Source organism: Alkalihalobacillus sp. R86527, assembly GCF_042466185.1.
GTDB lineage: Bacteria > Bacillota > Bacilli > Bacillales > Guptibacillaceae > Guptibacillus.
In genome coordinates, this window is record NZ_JAXHBW010000001.1 from 412,180 (window position 1) to 432,419 (window position 20,240).

Genomic DNA, 20,240 nt, shown 5'->3' on the forward strand with positions numbered 1-20,240 from the left:
CGGTTTAAAAAGGGAGGAAGCAAAACATGCGAGGACTAGCGAAAGGGTTAGCTTACACCCTTAAGAACCTAACAAAAGAAAAAGTAACGTATGGCTATCCAGAAAAACCGCTCGAAATGCCAGATCGCTTTCGAGGCATTCAGAAATTTTATCCAGAGAAATGCATCGTCTGTAACCAGTGTGCAGCGATCTGCCCGACGGATTGCATCACATTAACTGGAAAACGTCATCCAGATCCTTCGAAAAAAGGAAAGATTATCGATACGTACGATATTAATTTTGAAATCTGTATACTATGTGATCTTTGCACCGAGGTGTGTCCTACAGAGGCGATCATCATGACCAATAATTTCGAGCTGGCTTCATATAGTAGAGACGATCTGTTTAAGAACCTGGAGTGGCTAGATGAAAACGATACGAACTTGAGAAAGGAAAACAAAGTATGAACGGAGAACTGATCGTCTTTGTCATCCTCTTTCTCATTACGATTTCAGGTGCTCTCTTCATGCTGAACCTATCAAAGGTCGTTCATATGGTGATGGCGCTTGTTCTAACGTTTCTCGGAATCGCGGGGCTTTACGTGATGCTAGCAGCGGAGTTTGTAGCTGTTGTCCAAATTCTAATTTATTCAGGAGCGATCACCATCATTATGCTATTTGGCATCATGCTCACGAAGCATACAGATGAAGAGAGGAAAACAAGCTTTGCAAAGAAAGGAATTGTCCTTTCTGGTATAACCCTTTTCTTCTTAATCATGTTTTCCGCAATACGAAATCTATCGCTTGGAAGCGAAGCGACAACTCTTCATGAAAATAATACAGAGCAAATTGGGATCATGCTTTTCACAGATTATGTTATTCCTTTTGAACTAGTGTCAGTCGTATTACTCGTCGCGCTCGTCGGAGCGGTAATCCTCGCAAAAAGGGACGATGCGAAGGAGGGAGAGGGATCATGAGTTCAATACCGCTTTCTGCCTATCTAGTTACGGCATTATTACTTTTCTGTATGGGGCTTTATGGTGCTCTGACAAAACGGAATGCCGTTATCGTTCTGATTTCAATTGAGCTCATGTTGAACGCCGTGAACATCAACCTTGTTGCGTTTGCAAAATACGGTGTAGGTGCTTCCATTCGAGGGCAGGTATTCTCGCTGTTCACGATTACGGTCGCAGCTGCAGAAGCAGCAGTTGGTCTTGCTATTCTTATCGCTCTCTACCGCAATAGGGGGACGGTTAACGTCGATGAAATGAATACATTAAAAAAGTAGCAAAGGGGGGTTATAAATGGGTTATGTCTGGTTGATTCCGGTTCTGCCACTTCTGTCCTTTCTAATCATTTTGTTTACCAGGCCGGTCATTTATAAAAAAGCTGGCATCGTTGGTACCCTGTTTTCTGGCGCTGCTTTTGTTGGTTCACTCGTTGTTCTCTTTAGTCATTTTCAAACAGGAAATTACCTGATAGAAGGCAACTGGTTATCGATTGATGCTCTTACACTAACTGTCGGATTAGAAGTGAATCCGTTGAATGCGCTCATGCTTGTCATCGTGACCCTCGTTAGTTTTCTGGTACATATGTATTCGATCGGTTACATGGAGGATGACGAGCGGATCGCAACGTTTTTTGGCTATTTAGGACTTTTCACTTTTTCGATGACAGCGCTCGTTTTGTCGCCAAATCTTCTTCAAATTTATTTCTTCTGGGAGCTCGTAGGAGTATGTTCTTTCCTTTTAGTAGGTTTTTATTTTTATAAGCCTGAAGCAAAGGCGGCAGCTAAGAAAGCCTTCATCGTAACGAGAATCGGGGACGTAGGTTTGCTTGTTGCAATCTTCCTACTGTACTGGCAAACCGGTACGCTTGAGTTAGACGGCATTTTCGCTGCAGCGGCATCTGGTGATATAACGCCAACGATGATCACCATAACAGCCATCCTTATTTTCATAGGTGCGGTTGGGAAATCCGGACAATTTCCACTGCATACATGGTTACCGGATGCAATGGAAGGTCCGACACCGGTATCTGCTCTCATTCATGCTGCAACGATGGTAGCGGCTGGTGTCTATCTTGTTGCCGTGATGTTCCCTCTATTCATAGCTTCAGAGGTTGCGATGACGACTGTTGCCATTACGGGTGGAGGTACAGCGATCTTTGCAGCCACCATTGCGCTCGTTCAAAACGATATCAAACGAATTTTAGCATACTCAACAATCAGTCAGCTTGGTTATATGATGTTAGCTCTTGGAACGGCTGGTTATACAGCAGCAATCTTCCACCTCACCACTCACGCGTTCTTCAAAGCATTGCTTTTTCTTGCGGCAGGGAGCGTTATTCATGCAGCACATGAGCAGAACATTCTAAAATTAGGTGGTCTCGGTAAAAAGATAAAAGGAACAGCACTTCTTTTTCTTCTTGGGAGTTTAGCGCTATCTGGCTTTCCGCTTTTCTCAGGGTTCTTTAGCAAAGATGAAATCCTTGCTTCTGCTTTTACAGATGAGCGCTATATTTTGTTCGGTTTAGCTCTCCTTACTGCGTTTCTCACCGCTTTATATATGTTCCGTCTTTATTTTCTTGTTTTTGCTGGAGAAGAGAAAGGGGAGGCAAAAGAATCACCGCGGACGATGCTTATTCCAATGGCGGTACTTGCCGGTCTCGCGGTTCTTTCAGGATTCATCCAGACACACTGGTTCGGCACGTTTCTTGGTGATTGGCTCGAAACGACACCTTATCCGGTTGTATTCCGTGCGATCGAAGCGCCGTTCTGGATTCCGATTCTTGCAAGTGCCTTGTCTATAGGAGGGATCGCTCTTGCTTGGTTGATGTATGCGAAACAAAGTGTTCCTCGAAATTGGCTATATGGATCGCTGAAAGAAATACATCAGGTTTTGTATCGAAAATATTATATAGATGAAATTTACGATGCTGTTTTTGTTAGAGGACTTTTTGTTTTCAGCTACTTCTGGAGCTATTTTGATCGCTTCATTGTAGAAGGAGCAGCTGCAGCAGTGAGGGGAGTCGTGACACAACTCAGCAAAACAGGTGTGAAAGTTCAATCTGGACAGGTGCAGACCTATGGTGCCGTCGCATTCTCGGGTCTCGTAATTGTTCTGCTCGTTATCGCGGCATTAGGGGGGTATTTCCAATGACCGAGTCATATTTACTTACATTGATCGTATTCTCGCCTCTCCTAGGAATCGTATTACTTTGCTTCGTGTCTCCAAAAAACCACTCAATAAAATGGATCGGTACGGTATCTACCTTATTACCACTTCTTCTTACCGTCATCGTGTTCTCGTTATTTGACCGAGGCATCGAAGGGGTCCAGCTCAAACAGTCTCTTACATGGTTTGAATTGATGACATCGATTAGTCCGAACGAGCCATATATCATTGCTTATGAGCTAGGCGTCACTGGATTATCTCTCTTGTTTTTGTTTCTAACGTCACTCATCACGTTTCTTGCTTCTTTTACAGCGCATCGAATGAAGGATGGTGTGAAAGGATTCTTTATTCTTTTCTTGGCGCTTGAACTTGGCATACTTGGCGTTTTTTCTAGTGAAAACTTGTTCCTCTTTTTCTTGTTTTTTGAGATTACTCTTGTCTCGACTTTCTTACTTCTTGGAAGGTGGGGAGGGTTTCACAAGGAACGAGCTGCCTTCTCATTCTTAATCTACAATGGAATTGGGTCTATCTTGCTTCTTGTCGTGATCATTACACTTTTCGTTGAGATGCATACAACGAACATTACAGAACTTACTGTCATGTTGAAAGATACGGATTCACTTGAATATCTCTCGTATGACGCGAGAATGTGGCTATTGGTTCTACTCGTTCTTGCATTTGGCACAAAACTACCGATCGTTCCCCTTCATTCTTGGATGGTACGCGTACACGTAGAAGCGCCGATAGCAGTCGTCATGATTCATGCAGGTGTTCTACTGAAGATAGGGGCATATGGATTGATTCGCTTTGGAGGTGGTTTCTTTCCAGAACAGCTTCAGGACATGGCGGTGGTTCTCGCCATACTTGGACTGATCAACCTTCTATATGGCGCATTCATCGCTTTCGTCCAAACTGAACTCCGTGCGTTACTTGCTTACTCTTCCATATCTCACATGGGAATCGTGTTGCTTGGTTTGGCTTCATTCAATACAGCAGGCGTACAGGGGGCGATTTTTCAAACCATCTCACATGGACTTATCGCAGCGCTACTCTTCCTCCTAATTGGTGTCATCGTAGATCGTTTTGGAACAACAAGACTCGATGAGCTTGGGGGAATTGCGAGTCAGACGCCGTTATTTGCTGGGTTCTTTTTAGCAGCAGGACTTGCATCACTGGGTTTACCAGGTATGAGCGGCTTCATTAGTGAGTTTCTAGCATTCCTAGGTGTGTTTGAAGCGATGCCTGTGATCGGTGTAATCGGAGTAATAGGAATTATTTTAACGGCTGTTTATATATTACGAGCAGTTCTCGCTGTAACCTTTGGTGAAAGGCGACCATCGTTTGATCGAAAGGCAGATCTCACGGTGACTGAACTCGTTCCTTCAGCGGTCTTACTCATCATGATTATCTGGATCGGCGTTTACCCAGGAATCTTGTCTAGCACACTGAGAACGATTGGGATAGGGGGTTAGAGATATGGATATGTCGACATTGATGCAATTCAATTGGGATAGTATGATGCCTGAATTTATCATCCTAATTACTGCTGTAGCACTCTCCCTGATCGATCTGTTTATGAATAAGGAGAAAAACCGTACGATACTCGTATGGTTCGCCCTTGCAGGAGTTGGATTGGCAACGACCTTTCTCTTTCTGCAGTTCGACAATGGCGTTGTTTCAATCCTGAATGAAACGTTCCGTCTAGACTCCTTTGCGAAAGCATTTAAGCTCTTGATGCTGGTTGGAACTGGTTTCGTACTCTTGCTTGGGCTTCCAGCTGCCGATGATCTAGAGCACGTGAGGGGTGAATACTACTATCTTATTTTAACTGCGCTTCTCGGCGGGATGATGATGGCTTCGAGCGCTGATCTTATCACCTTATTTGTTGGTCTTGAGCTATTGAGCTTATCTTCTTATATACTAGTAGGGATAAGAAAAACGAATCATTTCGCAAACGAAGCTGCATTTAAATACCTCGTAAATGGAGGGATTGCCACCGCAATCACACTATTCGGGATGAGCTATGTGTATGGTCTTTCAGGAGAAACGAATCTATATGCGATTCAGTCAGCAATGGCTGGAGACATTGTGGCAGAGAATCGTTTTCTCGTCGTTTTTGCTTTCCTAATGATTTTTATCGGACTGGTATTCAAAATTGCAGCAGCGCCTTTTCATATGTGGGCACCTGACGTCTACCAGGGAGCTGAAACCCCGATCACAGCTTTTCTAAGCGTAGTATCAAAAACAGCTGGATTTGCGATCATCCTTCGAGTGCTTATGGTTCCGTTTGTTTTCGCACCAGGGACAGGAAAGGTCATTACACCAGATGGAATGAGTTATGAGTCGTTACTCGTATCCGTCCGACCTTATATAGGGATTATAGCGATTCTAACGATTTTAATAGGAAATCTTATCGCGCTTAGACAGCTGAATGCTAAACGGCTTTTTGCCTACTCGAGTATCGCGCACGCAGGGTATATCCTTATTCCGTTTGCGGCGTTATCGGAAATGGTTTTTGAAGTGATATGGTTTTATTTAATGGCTTATCTCTTAATGAATATTGGTGCTTTTGCGGTCATACATGCTGTAACGAAAGAAAAAGAAGATGTGACGATCGCTTCGTTTGCAGGGATGTTTCGACGTTCCCCATTCATCGCAATCGCCATGACAATCTTTCTTTTGTCTCTTGCAGGCATCCCGTTTACTGCAGGGTTCATAGGGAAGTTTGAAATATTCATGAGCGCTCTTGGAACAGAACCGAAGCGATATTTTTTAACAGGAGCAATGCTTATTGGAACCGTTCTTTCATACGTATATTATTTTGGGCTACTCGTTCAAATTTATTTCAGGCCAACAGATAAAAAACCGATCACTATTTCATCAGGCATCACGGCTGTTCTAACGATCACAGCGACAGCCACACTTGTAGTCGGGATATTCCCTTCGACGGCTTTAACTTTTATACAGGACTACTTTCATTTCATGGAAATGTTTAATCAATAGGTACCGCAGTCTCACAGGGATTGCGGTTTTTTTGTTGTGATTTAGGAAAAAATAAAATTATTGTCGAAATTGATGGTAAAATGAAGTTTATTGCTTATAATTATGGGGTTAAAGTCCGATATTCATTAAGTAGAATATCTTTTATAATTAGCAAATAGAAATTGGTACAAGTGTGCAATGGAGAGGGGGTAAAAAGATGACAGAAGCACTTGCGCAGCAATCGATTTTTTCGATTTTTATTCATCTGGTGTTTTTATTAATCACTTGGTGGGCGCTGCAAACTGTTCGCTTCGATGTATTTGTTAAGAAGCCGAATAGTCCACAAGCCAAAGTCCTCATGATACTCCTGACCATTAGCATCGGTTCCCTCACTAGCAGCTTCTTTCTTGATTACTACAACTGGTCCATCCGCCTAAAATACTTATTCTAACTAGCTTCACGATAGCAAAATGGAATTTGTCGGTTAATGACTACAAATTCCATGTATGCGCTCGCTCTCTATGGTCACAATGAAAGTAAGAGACCGGAACGGGGAGAGGGTTTAAGATGAAGCTAATGATCGGTTTACTTTCAGCGATGCTTCTTGGAAGTTTCTCGAATGGTACATCAGTAACGTTTGAAGAAGATACGGAAGTAAAGACAGCCGAGATTGCGAACATTTTAATAGACAATGATGTCACGATTAAAAGTTGGTCCCTTCACACAAAAGAAAAAATGGGTTTTAAAAGTAATAGCTCAGGGAAGAGACTAACTACGTCGGAGCTTCAAGACCTTTCACCAGGCTACAAATGGACTGAAAAGGATGAGCACGACGGTATTGTGAAGGTCATTGGCACAAAACTGGATTCTAAGAAAGGGATCAAAGACACACTGACCCTGATTACTTATCCGGAGAATGGTCGTAACAGCTCTTATCTTATTTATAAAATGGAAGTCTCCGGATTTCACCAGGAGGAATGGCGAACAGCTTACGAACACTTTAAGTCACAAAAGTCACAATTTTTCCATGAAGATGCCCCTGACTTCACTTGTTTTAAAGGGGTAAAAGATGATAAAATGAACATTGTTTTGTACAAAGAGGCGGACAAGCTTTTAAACGATTTTCAAGCCTCGAAAGTTGAAGCAGTCAATGAAGAGACGTTTGTATCACTTTCCGCATACCATAAGAAGTGGAAAGCTAATATTACAACGAACAACCAGAGAATGAATTTACAAATAGCATTAAGAGATACAGGATTGGGCGGCGCAACTACCGTCACAATTGGCACACCGATAATTACGACTGAATATTAATATACAAATTGGACGCGGAGGGGAATACGTTGGAAAAAATCATCGTCCGAGGTGGCAGGAGACTGACTGGCTCTGTCAGAGTCGAGGGAGCTAAGAATGCAGTCTTGCCCGTCATCACAGCATCTGTTTTAGCACATGAAGGCACGAGCACGTTAAAGGATGTGCCGGCCTTATCAGATGTACACACGATTAGCGAAGTATTAAGTTATCTGAACGTTGAGTCAGAGATAAATGGAAATACGATTCATGTAGATGCAACAAAACCACTAAAAACAGAAGCACCTTTTGAAGCAGTACGCAAAATGAGAGCTTCATTTCTAGTGATGGGACCATTATTGGCCCGCGTGGGTCATGCCCGCATCGCACTTCCTGGTGGTTGTGCAATCGGATCTAGACCGATCGATCAGCACCTCAAAGGATTTGAAGCAATGGGTGCTGAGGTTCAAATCGGAAACGGATTTATCGAAGCTTCTATTAAAGGAAGACTTCAAGGCGCAAAGATTTACCTTGACTTCCCAAGTGTTGGAGCTACAGAAAACATTATGATGGCAGCTGTTCTTGCTGAAGGTACAACGGTCTTAGAAAACGTTGCTCAAGAGCCTGAAATCGTCTGTCTAGCGAATTATCTAAATGCAATGGGTGCGAAAGTACGTGGCGCAGGTACAGGAACAATTCGAATCGACGGTGTCGAGAAGTTATACGGTGCTGAACACACTGTTATTCCAGATCGCATCGAAGCAGGTACTTTTATGGTAGCATCTGCGATTACAGGCGGTAACGTTCTTGTAGAAAACGCTGTTTCTGAGCACATGAGACCTCTTATTTCTAAGATGGAAGAAATGGGCGTAGAGATTATTGAAGAAGGTGATGGACTAAGAGTTATCGGTCCTGAAACGTTGAAACCAGTAGATCTCAAAACAATGCCACACCCTGGTTTCCCTACAGATATGCAGTCACAGATGATGGCACTTTTGCTTCAAGCAAAGGGTACAAGTGTGATCACGGAGACAGTATTTGAAAATCGCTTCATGCACGTAGAAGAATTTCGTCGCATGAATGGAAACATTAAAATCGAGGGTCGTGCTGCTATTATCGAAGGTCCTTCAAAGTTACAAGGTGCTGAAGTATCAGCGACCGACCTCCGTGCTGGAGCTGCTCTTATCTTAGCTGGTCTAGTTGCAGACGGCTATACGCGAGTAGATGAACTCAAGCACTTAGATCGCGGATATGTTAACTTTGCTGAGAAGCTTGCGGCTCTTGGCGCTGACGTGGAACGCGTTAACCTTGACGAAGCTGAAAATGCTTCTGAAGCTGTAGTCGAAGAGACGGATGTTAAACCGAAATTAGCATAGAGTAATGAAAACCGTAGCGATGAGCTACGGTTTTTTTGTTGTGTAGAAATGTGTATAGCAGACGAGAAGCCGTTTTAATGTAGCCATCGTTTCTGTTCTAAATGGTTGTCCTCTTCCATAAGGTGTTAGTGGAGATACATTTAAATGACGGGGGCATGCGAATGAGAAAAATCCTTACGACACTTGTATTGTTTGCCGGCATTATTATTCTTCTACCATCTGTTTTAGTCCTACCTTATGGGGCTACTGGAGAACCACCTGTGGCAACTCAAGCGAACGTTAAAGACAAAACGATACCTACGAAGACTGTCGATGTTCCTGTCTATCGAGCTCAGCTTGAAAAGACCGTAAACGTTCCTATCGAAGAATATGTAAAAGGCGTTGTAGCGGCTGAAATGCCAGCAGAATTCAATATGGAAGCGTTGAAGGCCCAGGCATTAACAGCAAGAACGTTCGTAGTCACACGGCTAGCAAATCCAACTGAGAAGCTACCAGGTAACGCAATCGTGACAGATACCATTCAGCACCAGGTGTTTAAAGACAATGATCAGCTGAAGGAAGCCTGGGGGGCAGAATTCGAGACGAAATACGCAAAGATCGAGAAGGCTGTTGAGGAAACAACCGGTCAGATCTTAACGTATGAAGGAAACCCGATCTACGCTTCTTTTTTCTCAACGAGTAATGGATACACGGAGAATTCGGAGGACTACTGGGAAAACGCAGCCCCATATTTGCGTAGTGTAGAAAGTCCATGGGATAAGCAATCTCCAAAATACTCCGATCAAGTGTCTTTCTCAACAAGTGAGTTTGAACAAAAGCTCGGCATAACGCTTCCTGCAGATGGATCGATCGGCTCCATAAAAAACTTAACAACAGGGAAACGAGTAGGTGTGGTTGAAGTAGCTGGTAAATCGTTTTCCGGTAGGGAAATAAGAGACCTCTTAGGCTTAAGATCTTCAGACTTCACCTGGGAGCGGAATGGAGACAGAATATCCGTAACAACAAAAGGTTATGGGCATGGAGTAGGTATGAGCCAGTACGGGGCGAACGGGATGGCTGAAGAAGGGAAAGCTTACGATGAAATCGTGAAACACTATTATAAAGGCGTGGCGATCAGTGAGATGGGGCGCTATGTGGAAAATTTAACAGCACAACGATAAAAGTCGCAGCGATGCGGCTTTTTTGCTTGTTCGATATGCGTTTTTTTAAGGAAACTGAAACCAAATGCATAAAAATAACCCTCTTGTCGAAAAATAAATAGATATTTTTTCTGTAATGTGTATAGAAACCTTGTAACCTGACAAGAATGATTGCTGAGGTGATGATAAATGGGAGATGAAAACAAAAAATCTCATCCTATTGAAAAAAGTGCTTCTAAATGGCAAAGGCTAGCTAGAAAGCGTTGGATTTATCCAGCAGTATATCTTGGGTTCGCAGCACTAGTATTAACAGCGGTGTTATGGATGCAAGGTGGACAAGAAAATGCAGAGCCCCGTGACTTGAGTGACATTGATTCTGACAGAAGTGCCTTTGATGCTGACGAAAAGTCTGTCCCGGTTCTTGGTGATTCTGAAGTCTTTAAAGTACCTGCTTCTGAAGATAGTGGCGTATTTGTTCAAAAGCAATATTACGACGCTGAAGCTAGCACTGACGAACAAAAAGCTGCTCTCGTATTCTATAATAATACCTACTACCAGAATTCAGGAATCGACTATGCAAAAGATGATGGTGCAAGTTTTGAAGTCGTAGCTGCTATGAGTGGTAAAGTTATGAAAGCAGAAAAAGATCAGTTGCTTGGTAATATCGTACACATCGAACATAATGATGGCGTTGTAACTGTTTATGAGTCTCTTGATGAGCTTGAAGTTGCTGAAGGCGACAAAGTGAAGCAAGGCGATAAGTTAGGAACAGCTGGAACAAACACATTCGATACGGATGCAGGCGTGCATGTACACTTCGAAGTACGTAAAGAAGGAACACCAGTTAATCCGCTTGAAGTCTTTAATCAACCTTCCTCTGCTGTAGAAGTACAGGAAATGAGTGATAACTCAGAAGCTGGAAACCCTGTTACAAATCCATCAGCTTCAGAAGGTAATCAGGGAGTAGATTCTGAGAAAGATGCAGAAGAGAAAGCTGAAAAAGACGCGGATAAAGCAGATGAAAAAGGGTCAAAAGACGCAGAAGAAACTGATGAAAAAGGTTCGAAAGACTCAAACGCAAACAATGAAAAAGGGTCAAAAGACTCTCAATAAGAAACAGGGCCTCCGAGCGATCGGAGGCTTTTTTATGTTCTATTAAATAATGGAAGAGTATCATGTAACAGCAATCGACCTTTCCCGGGAAATAGCAGGGAATTTTATGTCCTTTCGTTAAAGAATAGGGCGAATTATTGGAAGATTTGTGGAAAAGAAGTGTTGACTTATAGTTTCTCTAGCATGATAATGAAAAATATAATTTACAAAAATTCAGATTATTTAGACGAAAGGAGAATCTACAATTTTATATGTCTTAATCATAGCGGTTTTAATAAGTATCGTCATTACTGTCCGGAAAAGAAAACCTCTATTTTTGCTTATGCCCATTGGTTTATTGGGTGTTTATTTAATCGTAGAGATTGCCAGAGTTCCGCTAGGTTTTGGAGAAACTGTAGAGCTTATTTTTAATTTAAAATAATTGGAGGTGGAAGAATAGTGAAGAAGATCGATAAACAAACGGCAGATGCTTACACAAAAGCTAGATTTCGACTGACCACTGTTCTCTTAATCATTTGGCTAACTGTTTCCTTCGGAATGGTTTTGATCGCTGAAACGCTAGCGCAGTATACGTTTAATGGTTTTCCGCTGCATTATTTTATGGGTGCTCAAGGTTCGATCGTCATATTTATCATTCTACTATTTGTTAACGCTTACATATGTGATCGAATAGATGAAAAGTACAATTTAGTAGAGAAGAAGAGCAAGAATGTTAAGGGACAAACACTAAGTCAATAAGAGGGAGGATAAGAATGGATTCACAGTTTCTAGTTTCATTACTACTTATTATCGCCTCGTTTGGGTTGTATATTGGGATAGCCGTATACAATAGAGCAAAGCAAACGTCAGAGTTCTTTGTAGCAGGTCGTGGTGTCCCACCGATTTACAATGGGATGGCGATTGGAGCGGATTGGATGAGTGCAGCTTCATTCATCGGCTTAGCCGGAACTGTAATGGTACTTGGTTACGATGGATTAGCTTATATTATGGGCTGGACAGGTGGGTATTTACTCCTTACTTTTCTATTAGCACCTCAACTTCGGAAATCTGGCCGCTATACAGTTCCAGAATTTATTGGTGATCGTTTTCAAAGCAAAACAGCACTAGTTATCGCAGCCATCGCAACAATCATCATTAGTTTTACATACTCGATCGGACAGTTAGCTGGTTCAGGGGTCGTGATCGGGAGATTATTTGAAGTAGATGCAAAGGTTGGCGTCATGATTGGGGTTGTGATTATTGCAATTTATGCAACGATGGGCGGTATGAAGGGGATTACCTGGACGCAGGTTGCTCAATATGTCATTTTGATCATAGCCTATCTTGTGCCAATTATCTTCATGTCACTTCAGCTTACGAATAATCCCTTGCCGTGGTTAAGTTATGGAAACATCGTGTCTGAGTTAGGCGCACTGGATCGAGAACTCGGTATTTCAGAGTATTTTAAGCCGTTTGATACTGCTTCTAAATGGCAGTTCCTCGCATTGATGTTTAGTTTGATGGCAGGAACAGCAGGCTTGCCTCACGTTATCGTACGCTTCTATACGGTTTCGACGATGAAAGCAGCTCGATGGAGTGGCGCGTGGGCCCTTCTATTTATCGGTTTACTTTACTTGTCGGCTCCGGCATACGCAGCTTTCTCACGTTTCATCTTGATGAAACAAGTCGCAGGTAGTCCGATTGATAACCTCCCAGGGTGGACTGAGAAATGGATCAATACTGGTTTACTCAGCATGGCAGATGCCAACTCTGATGGGATTCTTCAGTGGAAAGAAATCGCGATAAGCAACGATATTGTCGTGATGGCCACGCCAGAAATCGCAAACCTTGGAATTTTCGTCATTGGCCTTGTGGCAGCTGGTGCAATGGCAGCAGCCCTATCAACAGCAGGTGGCCTTCTTATGGCTATTTCTTCTTCTTTTTCACATGACATTTACTTCCGGATCATTAATCCGAATGCGTCTGAGAAGAAGAGAATGGCAGTTGCAAGGTGGTCAATCTTGATCGCAACGATTGTAGCTGGTCTTGTGGCTTTGAACCCTCCTGGCGTTATTACGCAAATTGTAGCCTGGGCGTTTGCACTCGCCTCTGGTACGTTCTTCCCGGCACTGATTCTAGGTGTATGGTGGAAACGTGGAAATGCGCCTGGCGTTATTTCAGGGATGATTGTAGGACTGCTCGTAACCCTCACTTATATCTTCCTAGCTAAATTTGGAGGGGTGACGGTCTTTGGGATCATCGACACAGGAGCGGGAGTATTTGGAGCTGCGGCAGCTTTCCTCACCAATATTCTCGTTTCACTAAGTACAAAGCCGCCATCGCAGAAAACACAAGAAGAAGTACTAGATCTTCGTTACCCTGAACAATTGAAGTATCGAAATGGCGAAGTATGGAAAGATGATGAAGTCATTTAAAGAAGTAGCCCCGGATACAATGGTATCCGGGGCTTAGTTTGTAGGGAAACCCTGGTTATTGAGCTCCCCAGCTTTGCTTTTTCTCGTAATCATACCCTGAAATGCAGATTGGAGCGGAAGGATGCTCGACTCCAGCGGGATGTGCGGGACAGGTGAGACCCCGGAGGCGCAACGTTTTTGTGCGCTGAGAAGGCTCACCGCCCGCCACGAGGAAAGCGAGCATCCTGGAGTGGAAATCACCACTATAACCGTGGCAGATGGTTCTTAAGACTTTCTCGACGCTCAGGATTCAATCGTATCAGAGGCTGTTTATATTTTAGGACCTTTCAATAATTAAGTTTCTTATAAAGAAATTTGAGTATAATCATACTTCATAATTGATTGGAGCGGAAATCAATCACCACTCAGAAAGGTTTAAGGGGTTATAATTTTAAGAAAATTAAATAAATTCACTTGTCCCTCTTGACTTTTTGGTATATAACTATCCAACCCCTAATAAAATGTTACAAAACTTAGTAAATGAGGGGCAGAGGTGAGAAGTTGTGGTAACGCTTCGAAGTATTCTTGTACACAATTCTCCTGACATCATGTAGATCGACTTGATGACTAGAGCTTCGTTGCATGATCACTTTATCAGTCTCATTTCGCATCTCTCACATCCAATTTAGGGAGGCGAGTGGTGTGCACGATTACATCAAAGAGCGAACCATCAAGATTGGAAATTACATCGTGGAGACGAAAAAAACGGTGAGGGTGATCGCCAAAGAGTTTGGAGTATCAAAAAGCACCGTCCATAAGGACCTTACTGAAAGACTTCCAGAAATCAATCCTGACCTTGCTAATGAGGTGAAAGAGATTCTTGAGTACCACAAATCCATCCGACATCTCAGAGGCGGGGAAGCGACTAGAATAAAATATAGAAAGGACACAGAAAAGGAAGAAGCTGTAAAATAATCGATTTTCAAAACGACAATTTTTTCTAAATCTTTTCTTCCGTGTTCATTTATGTGATACAATATACTAATGGATATGAACTCTATACATACTAGGATTGGAACTTATAGATGAGTGATTGAACACAGGGAGGATAGATCATGTTATCACGTGATATAGGGATTGACTTAGGTACTGCAAACGTACTGATTTATTTAAAAGGTAAAGGAATTGTGCTTGATGAGCCTTCTGTTGTAGCAATTGACACCACCACGGGCAAAGCGCTTGCTGTTGGTGAGGAAGCTAGACAAATGGTAGGCCGGACGCCTGGAAACATCGTTCCTACTCGTCCTTTGAAGGATGGAGTCATCGCTGACTTCGATATTACGGAAGTGATGCTTAGACATTTCTTGAACAAGATCAATGTGAAAAGTTTTCTATCTAAGCCACGTATTTTAATCTGTACACCAACCAATATTACATCGGTTGAGAAAAAAGCGATCAAAGAAGCTGCTGAAAAAAGCGGTGGTAAACAAATTTTCCTTGAAGAGGAACCAAAGGTTGCAGCGATTGGTGCAGGAATGGATATTTTCCAACCAAGCGGCAATATGGTTGTGGATATAGGCGGTGGAACGACTGATATCGCGGTACTTTCAATGGGCGATATCGTCACCGCCTCTTCCATTAAGATGGCAGGGGACAAGTTTGATTACGAAATTTTAGATTATATTAAGAAAACGTACAAGCTCTTGATCGGAGAACGTACGGCAGAACAGATCAAAATCAATGTTGCAACGGTATTTCCAGGTGGTCGGAAAGAAGAGCTCGACATTCGTGGACGCGACATGGTATCTGGACTTCCTAGAACGATCACAGTAAAGTCTGATGAAATTCAACAGGCACTGCAAGAACCGATCTCCCATATGGTGATGGCTGCGAAAAGCGTTCTCGAACGTACTCCTCCTGAACTTTCGGCAGATATTATCGATCGCGGTGTGATCATGACAGGCGGAGGCGCGCTTCTGCATGGTATCGATCAACTATTTGCTGAAGAGCTGATGGTACCAGTACTAATTGCTGAAGAGCCAATGAGCTGTGTTGCAAAAGGGACAGGCCTCATGCTTGAACATATGGACAAAATCGCTAAAAAGAAACTAGTATAACTTATCGGAAGTTCTTGGGTAACGGAAACTATTCGTAAGGGTGTTATCATGATGGCGAACAACCATGAAAACGTAAATGAAACCTCAGAAATCAAACCTATGAATGATGAGGGAAAAAAGACAAAAGATAAATCTAAAATAAAAGAGCGCAAGCCAAGAATTCGGTTGATCCCGATTTGGCTGCGCCTTATTCTCGTTACTTTGCTCCTTGCTCTCTCACTTGTTGCAGGAGCTATGATTGGATACGGGGTCATCGGAGAAGGAAGTCCAGGAGATGTTTTCAAGAAAGAGACCTGGATGAAGATTTCTGATATTGTTAAGAAAGAAACAGAGTAAACGAAAGGAGCACACGTTATGATGGATATTCAAGATATCAAATCGATCATTCCACACCGCTATCCTTTTCTACTTGTTGATAAGATTGTGGAAGTAGAAGAAGAAGTAAGAGCGATTGGGATTAAGAACGTTACAGCCAATGAAGAATTTTTCAACGGCCACTTTCCTGATTACCCTGTCATGCCAGGTGTCTTAATTGTAGAAGCACTTGCGCAGGTCGGAGCTGTTGCAATGCTTAAGAAAGAAGAGAACCAAGGAAAGTTAGCTTTCTTTACCGGTATTGATAAATGCCGATTCAAGAGACAAGTTAAACCAGGTGATCAGCTTCGATTAGAAGTAGAAATCATTCGCATTAAAGGACCTATGGGCAAAGGAAAAGCCACAGCGACGGTTGATGGTGAAGTAGCTGCGGAAGCGGAAATAATGTTTGCCTTAAAATAAAGTTTGTAGAAGCATCTCGTTTATCGAGTTGCTTTTTTTTATTCCTAAACAGCAATTTGTAAAAAAAGAAGCCAGGTTTGTAAAGCATTTATTGAAACTCTGTTAATTCAAACACATGAGATTATTTTGCTGTTATGATTTGGTCAACCGCTTATTCAGTAGCCGCGGTCATACTTAGTTTTCAGGGAGGAATTTTGATAATGAATAAGAAATTCATGGCCAAAATTGCAACTTCGTTTCTAGCTGTAATGCTCATCACGGCTTGTAGCAGTGGTGGGGAAGAAGAAGGGAACAACTCTACGAATAACGGAAGTAACACAGAAGAGCCTGCTTCCAACGAGGGCACAAATAACTCTGAGAATTCTGCTGAATAAGTCTTTAAGCTCCCGTCCACTCCAGGCGGGAGTTTTTTTATTTTCTCTATTCTTTTTTGTTTAATTGCCATTTCCTAAACTCAAGGAATTCTTCAAAGTCCTCTTTCGTAATTCCTGATCGCATTGCTTCTTCAATCAATGCTTCCCATTCAGGGTCAAGCTGTGACTCTCTGTCTCCGAATTCATCCTCATGAATAAACACATCCATAGGTACTTTCAAGACAGTAGCAATTTTTTCAAGGAATTGAATGGATGGATTAGCCTGCTGGTTTCGTTCGATTGAGCTAAGATATGATTTTGCCACACCCGCTCGTTTTGCTAATTCGGTTAATGAAAGTCCCATTCGGTTTCGATAAAGTTTGATTTTTGCACCTATCATCCCCAATACCTCAACTTTGTTATTATTTATTGTTTCAATTTTATCAAGAACAACCCGTTCTGTAAATAGAACAAATGACGCAAATTAAAAAAACGTAAATAAATGGAATTATAAGAAAAAACAAGCATAGATTAGAATATTACTGATTTTCTAACGTGATGTAATGAAAATAAAGAATTTTCAGTCTTTTATATTCAATCTCATAAGATTATATTAGATTTATATTCTAAATAAAGAACAGTAACGTTCTTAATAATGTCGTAATAGAGAGAATAAAGTAAGGAGGATGAAAATGAGGGCGTATGGTGGGGAAAAATTGGACTTAGAATGGATAAACCTTATTTCAAAAGCAAAAAAATTGGGTCTCAGTAAGGAAGAAATTAGACAATTTCTTGATAATTCCTCAAAAAAGTAGGGAGGAATTAAGATGATTAAGTTAGGTCATTCTACATTCGTGTCCTATATTACAGGAAAAAGGGTAAAGATCGTTGCTCTCGACGAAAGGACAAGCAAACTATATATTAACGATGAATATAAAGGTAGGTGTGATTTAGATTTTATTCTAAATAAGGTTAGGGAGTTGGAAGTCCAAGAGGAAAGTAGCAAATGGCTCTTTAATGACGAACGGAAACTATATAACGAATTAAGCGAAATCATAAAGAATCAAATCATCTCCTCCAATACGGAATGAGGCCTCATTCGCAGCTATTCTTTCAATTCACCCTTTACTATTTGGCCTGCTGCAATATCATAGATGGCTTCATTACATATTGGGGTGTGCAAAATAGCGTGATAGAAGAAGCTAACCCAATGATGAAGGCTTTGGTACATTATCATCCATATGCTTTTCTTATCTTTAAGCTCGCATTATCTATAGTGCTTATATTTATAGGCATTATGAAGTTTGAATTCGATTCACGTTTCGTATCGGCATCGTTGATCGTTGCATCCATTCTTTATACGTTCATTGTAGTCTACCACGCCTATTGGCTCTTTTTACTTTGAAGAAAAATAAAAAGAGCCTTCATCTAAGGCTCCTGGTCACTAAATTAGTTGTCGCTTCCCTGCTTTGCACGCCATTTGTTAAATTCAAGGAACTCTTTGAATTGTTCTTTGCTAACACCAGAGTTCATTGCTTCCTTAACAAGCTTCTTCCACTCTGAATCCAACTCACTTTGATGGATTAGGTTATCTCCTTGAAGAAGAACCTCTACGGAAACATCTAATACTCCTGAAATCTTCTCCAAAAATTGAATAGAAGGGTTAGATTGTATGTTTCGTTCAATTGAACTCAAATAGGATTTTGCTACACTAGCGCGTTCAGCTAATTCAGAAAGTGAGAGGCCTTTACGTAAACGATACTTCTTTACTTGCTCTCCTATCATCTCTTACCCTCCCATACTTCGACATATCTCTTAGATACTAAGTATTATATCAGTATGGTTATGTTCCGTAAATAGAACAAAAGCGGTAATCACCCCTTTGATCAAGTCTAAGAACCCCTGACCATTTTCTCCTTTCGAATAAAAGATTTCACCTCTTCTACCGATAATCCCAATTCTTTCGCTTTAAGAATTAGAAAAACCCACTCATCATCAAGCTTCACCTTTTCACCTGTATTCATCCCATTCCTCCTCAATATTCCAGGTAGTTCAGCCGTCATAGGATTCGTCTGACCGATACTCCCTTAGACCTGATAACTTTGCGATCTACTTCTTTCAAAGTAGAGTGCCTTTGGCTGGAGGATACCCGCTACTTTGGACCTATGTATACAAATGATGCCTTGTTTCTATCATAGTCGGAAAAAGCTAAGAAATTTGTTGTTTTTTGTTGCTTACATAAACTTTTTTTACCTTAATTTCAGGAAAGAAAATCGATGGAATTTCAATTTCTAAGGGGGGGTATCTGCTTAAGTTAATTGACGAAATAAAAACACTTCGCTAAGTTTAGAAAGAGGTGATCGAAGATGTTTACGAAGTTGCACCATGTAGCAATCATTTGTTCAGACTATGACTGTTCGAAGCATTTTTATGTGAATGTACTTGGATTAAACGTGATTCAAGAAACATTTAGAGAAGAACAGCAGTCGTACAAGCTCGATCTCGCAGTTGGAGGGCATACTCAAATCGAGCTGTTCTCGTTTGTTGAAGCCCCAGAGCGTCTAAGCTATCCAGAAGCGCGAGGACTTCGACATGTAGCATTTGAAGTACAAGACATCAACCGTGTTGTGCAGAAGTTAAAAAGCAAAGGTGTCGATACGATTGAAAACCTTAGAATAGATGAATTAACAGGGAAGCGGTTCACTTTCTTTCAAGACCCAGATGGACTCCCGATTGAAATATATGAAAATAGCGACGAAATCGTAAAAGAAATAGTAGAAAAGTAAATTGTTTAGTAAGGGGGCCAGGCACGTGCCTGGCCCCCTTTAAAATATTTCCAAATATTTTAAAATTTTACTATTCCCAAATAATAGAAAAGTGATATACTACAACTATCAACCACGCATTAGTAGAAATTCCTCATCTTCCTCTCTTAAAGGAGCAATTCGAATGGCTCGAAAGAAACGAATCTGGTTTCCCGGGGCAAAGTACCACATTGTATGCCGAGGGAACCGCAAAGCTTCACTGTTTAATGAGCAAGTGGATCGACTAACGTATTTTAAGTTTCTAGAACAAGCTCGTACCGCTTTTCCGTTTCGCTTACACGCTTACTGCCTCATGACTAACCATGTGCATCTCTCCATCGAAACCTTCGATTACCCACCCGGTGAAATCATGAAAGTCATCAACTCCAATTATGCCCGTTATTTCAATAAGAAATATGACTATGCAGGACACGTATTTCAAGGCCGCTACACAGCTGAGCTGCTTGATTCTATTTTGTATGAAATACACCTAAGTAAATACATTCACCTTAATCCGGTCAATGCCCAGATGGTTCAACATCCATCGGACTATGCCTGGAGCAGTTATAGTGCCTACCTTTCATATAAAACAGACCTGCACGTTACTTCCGAATACATACTAGCTTTCTTTCAACAACCGGCAAGGGAAGCCTATCAGCGTTATGTAGAACATAGCAATCCTTCGATACTACCAGAACTTGTGAAACACGTTCCATATCTTAAACAAGGTTGATACCCTATT

The 20,240-nt window shown here is 41.7% G+C and carries 26 protein-coding genes and 1 riboswitch; of the genes, 23 read left to right on the plus strand and 3 right to left on the minus strand.

Annotated features, from left to right (window positions below):
• Window positions 1–26: 26 nt before the first annotated feature.
• The 18 genes from nuoI (at window position 27) to SJY16_RS02305 (ending at window position 16,715) form a co-directional block, all read left to right on the plus strand.
• The gene (nuoI, locus tag SJY16_RS02220) at window positions 27–446 is read left to right on the plus strand and encodes an NADH-quinone oxidoreductase subunit NuoI (protein ID WP_377887438.1); all 420 of its coding nucleotides are present in this window, start codon (window positions 27–29) and stop codon (window positions 444–446) included.
• Window positions 443–955, plus strand: a complete 513-nt coding sequence (locus SJY16_RS02225; RefSeq protein ID WP_377887439.1) for an NADH-quinone oxidoreductase subunit J — start codon at window positions 443–445, stop codon at window positions 953–955. Before nuoI ends, SJY16_RS02225 begins: the two co-directional genes overlap by 4 nt.
• Window positions 952–1,266, plus strand: coding sequence for an NADH-quinone oxidoreductase subunit NuoK (gene nuoK / locus SJY16_RS02230; protein ID WP_224884377.1), 315 nt, complete (start codon window positions 952–954; stop codon window positions 1,264–1,266). The genes SJY16_RS02225 and nuoK overlap by 4 nt, the downstream gene beginning before the upstream one ends.
• Window positions 1,267–1,282: 16 nt before the next feature.
• Entirely contained in the window at window positions 1,283–3,139 is a 1,857-nt protein-coding gene (gene nuoL / locus SJY16_RS02235; protein ID WP_377887440.1) for an NADH-quinone oxidoreductase subunit L, read from the plus strand.
• Entirely contained in the window at window positions 3,136–4,626 is a 1,491-nt protein-coding gene (locus tag SJY16_RS02240) for a complex I subunit 4 family protein (protein ID WP_377887441.1), read from the plus strand. Before nuoL ends, SJY16_RS02240 begins: the two co-directional genes overlap by 4 nt.
• Before the next feature lie 4 nt (window positions 4,627–4,630).
• Window positions 4,631–6,157 (plus strand): NADH-quinone oxidoreductase subunit NuoN, encoded by a 1,527-nt coding sequence (gene nuoN, locus SJY16_RS02245; protein ID WP_377887442.1) that lies wholly within the window; start codon window positions 4,631–4,633, stop codon window positions 6,155–6,157.
• Between the two features lie 196 nt (window positions 6,158–6,353).
• Window positions 6,354–6,587 (plus strand): DUF1146 family protein, encoded by a 234-nt coding sequence (locus SJY16_RS02250; protein ID WP_270180361.1) that lies wholly within the window; start codon window positions 6,354–6,356, stop codon window positions 6,585–6,587.
• Window positions 6,588–6,703: 116 nt separating this feature from the next.
• A complete protein-coding gene (locus SJY16_RS02255; protein ID WP_377887443.1) occupies window positions 6,704–7,450 on the plus strand; it encodes a YwmB family TATA-box binding protein in 747 nt (248 codons plus the stop codon).
• A 29-nt stretch (window positions 7,451–7,479) separates the two neighbouring features.
• Window positions 7,480–8,802, plus strand: a complete 1,323-nt coding sequence (gene murA, locus SJY16_RS02260; protein WP_377887445.1) for a UDP-N-acetylglucosamine 1-carboxyvinyltransferase — start codon at window positions 7,480–7,482, stop codon at window positions 8,800–8,802.
• 161 nt (window positions 8,803–8,963) lie between these two features.
• Window positions 8,964–9,962 carry a stage II sporulation protein D gene (gene spoIID / locus SJY16_RS02265; RefSeq protein WP_377887446.1) on the plus strand — a complete coding sequence of 333 codons (999 nt, stop codon included), beginning with the start codon at window positions 8,964–8,966 and terminating at the stop codon, window positions 9,960–9,962.
• A 168-nt stretch (window positions 9,963–10,130) separates the two neighbouring features.
• Window positions 10,131–11,054, plus strand: a complete 924-nt coding sequence (spoIIQ, locus tag SJY16_RS02270; protein WP_377887447.1) for a stage II sporulation protein SpoIIQ — start codon at window positions 10,131–10,133, stop codon at window positions 11,052–11,054.
• A 438-nt stretch (window positions 11,055–11,492) separates the two neighbouring features.
• Window positions 11,493–11,792, plus strand: a complete 300-nt coding sequence (locus SJY16_RS02275; RefSeq protein ID WP_377887448.1) for a DUF4212 domain-containing protein — start codon at window positions 11,493–11,495, stop codon at window positions 11,790–11,792.
• A gap of 14 nt (window positions 11,793–11,806) precedes the next feature.
• On the plus strand, window positions 11,807–13,468 hold the full coding sequence (locus SJY16_RS02280) for a sodium:solute symporter family protein (RefSeq protein ID WP_377887449.1): 1,662 nt from the start codon (window positions 11,807–11,809) through the stop codon (window positions 13,466–13,468).
• A 681-nt stretch (window positions 13,469–14,149) separates the two neighbouring features.
• On the plus strand, window positions 14,150–14,422 hold the full coding sequence (spoIIID, locus tag SJY16_RS02285) for a sporulation transcriptional regulator SpoIIID (RefSeq protein WP_224880233.1): 273 nt from the start codon (window positions 14,150–14,152) through the stop codon (window positions 14,420–14,422).
• Between the two features lie 140 nt (window positions 14,423–14,562).
• Window positions 14,563–15,564, plus strand: coding sequence for a rod shape-determining protein (gene mreB / locus SJY16_RS02290; RefSeq protein ID WP_224880231.1), 1,002 nt, complete (start codon window positions 14,563–14,565; stop codon window positions 15,562–15,564).
• Window positions 15,565–15,612: 48 nt separating this feature from the next.
• A complete protein-coding gene (locus SJY16_RS02295; protein ID WP_377887450.1) occupies window positions 15,613–15,900 on the plus strand; it encodes a DNA-directed RNA polymerase subunit beta in 288 nt (95 codons plus the stop codon).
• 18 nt (window positions 15,901–15,918) lie between these two features.
• Window positions 15,919–16,341, plus strand: coding sequence for a 3-hydroxyacyl-ACP dehydratase FabZ (gene fabZ / locus SJY16_RS02300; protein ID WP_224880227.1), 423 nt, complete (start codon window positions 15,919–15,921; stop codon window positions 16,339–16,341).
• A gap of 200 nt (window positions 16,342–16,541) precedes the next feature.
• Window positions 16,542–16,715: a hypothetical protein gene (locus tag SJY16_RS02305; RefSeq protein ID WP_377887451.1), complete on the plus strand. Its 174-nt coding sequence runs from the start codon at window positions 16,542–16,544 to the stop codon at window positions 16,713–16,715.
• 46 nt (window positions 16,716–16,761) lie between these two features.
• On the opposite strand, the gene SJY16_RS02310 is transcribed toward SJY16_RS02305, so the two are convergent.
• Window positions 16,762–17,094 (minus strand): helix-turn-helix domain-containing protein, encoded by a 333-nt coding sequence (locus SJY16_RS02310; RefSeq protein ID WP_377887452.1) that lies wholly within the window; start codon window positions 17,092–17,094, stop codon window positions 16,762–16,764.
• Between the two features lie 292 nt (window positions 17,095–17,386).
• Here SJY16_RS02310 and SJY16_RS02315 point away from each other — a divergent pair, with 292 nt between their 5' ends.
• Genes SJY16_RS02315 through SJY16_RS02325 form a run of 3 tightly spaced genes read left to right on the plus strand, consistent with a single transcriptional unit; the run spans window position 17,387 to window position 18,099 of the window.
• A complete protein-coding gene (locus SJY16_RS02315; protein ID WP_270180350.1) occupies window positions 17,387–17,509 on the plus strand; it encodes an anti-repressor SinI family protein in 123 nt (40 codons plus the stop codon).
• 12 nt (window positions 17,510–17,521) lie between these two features.
• A complete protein-coding gene (locus SJY16_RS02320) occupies window positions 17,522–17,785 on the plus strand; it encodes a hypothetical protein (protein ID WP_377887453.1) in 264 nt (87 codons plus the stop codon).
• Window positions 17,782–18,099 carry a DUF5658 family protein gene (locus SJY16_RS02325; RefSeq protein WP_377887454.1) on the plus strand — a complete coding sequence of 106 codons (318 nt, stop codon included), beginning with the start codon at window positions 17,782–17,784 and terminating at the stop codon, window positions 18,097–18,099. Before SJY16_RS02320 ends, SJY16_RS02325 begins: the two co-directional genes overlap by 4 nt.
• A gap of 44 nt (window positions 18,100–18,143) precedes the next feature.
• Here the strand turns inward: SJY16_RS02325 and SJY16_RS02330 are convergent, their stop codons facing one another.
• Both SJY16_RS02330 and SJY16_RS02335 read right to left on the minus strand, forming a co-directional pair.
• The gene (locus SJY16_RS02330; protein ID WP_224880215.1) at window positions 18,144–18,479 is read right to left on the minus strand and encodes a helix-turn-helix domain-containing protein; all 336 of its coding nucleotides are present in this window, start codon (window positions 18,477–18,479) and stop codon (window positions 18,144–18,146) included.
• Between the two features lie 107 nt (window positions 18,480–18,586).
• Entirely contained in the window at window positions 18,587–18,718 is a 132-nt protein-coding gene (locus SJY16_RS02335) for an anti-repressor SinI family protein (RefSeq protein ID WP_377887455.1), read from the minus strand.
• A gap of 19 nt (window positions 18,719–18,737) precedes the next feature.
• Window positions 18,738–18,837, minus strand: a riboswitch (cyclic di-GMP riboswitch).
• Between the two features lie 223 nt (window positions 18,838–19,060).
• Between SJY16_RS02335 and gloA2 the strand changes: the two genes are divergently transcribed.
• Both gloA2 and SJY16_RS02345 read left to right on the plus strand, forming a co-directional pair.
• A complete protein-coding gene (gene gloA2, locus SJY16_RS02340; protein ID WP_377887456.1) occupies window positions 19,061–19,480 on the plus strand; it encodes an SMU1112c/YaeR family gloxylase I-like metalloprotein in 420 nt (139 codons plus the stop codon).
• 163 nt (window positions 19,481–19,643) lie between these two features.
• Entirely contained in the window at window positions 19,644–20,231 is a 588-nt protein-coding gene (locus SJY16_RS02345) for a transposase (protein ID WP_377887458.1), read from the plus strand.
• The last annotated feature ends 9 nt before the right edge of the window (window positions 20,232–20,240 follow it).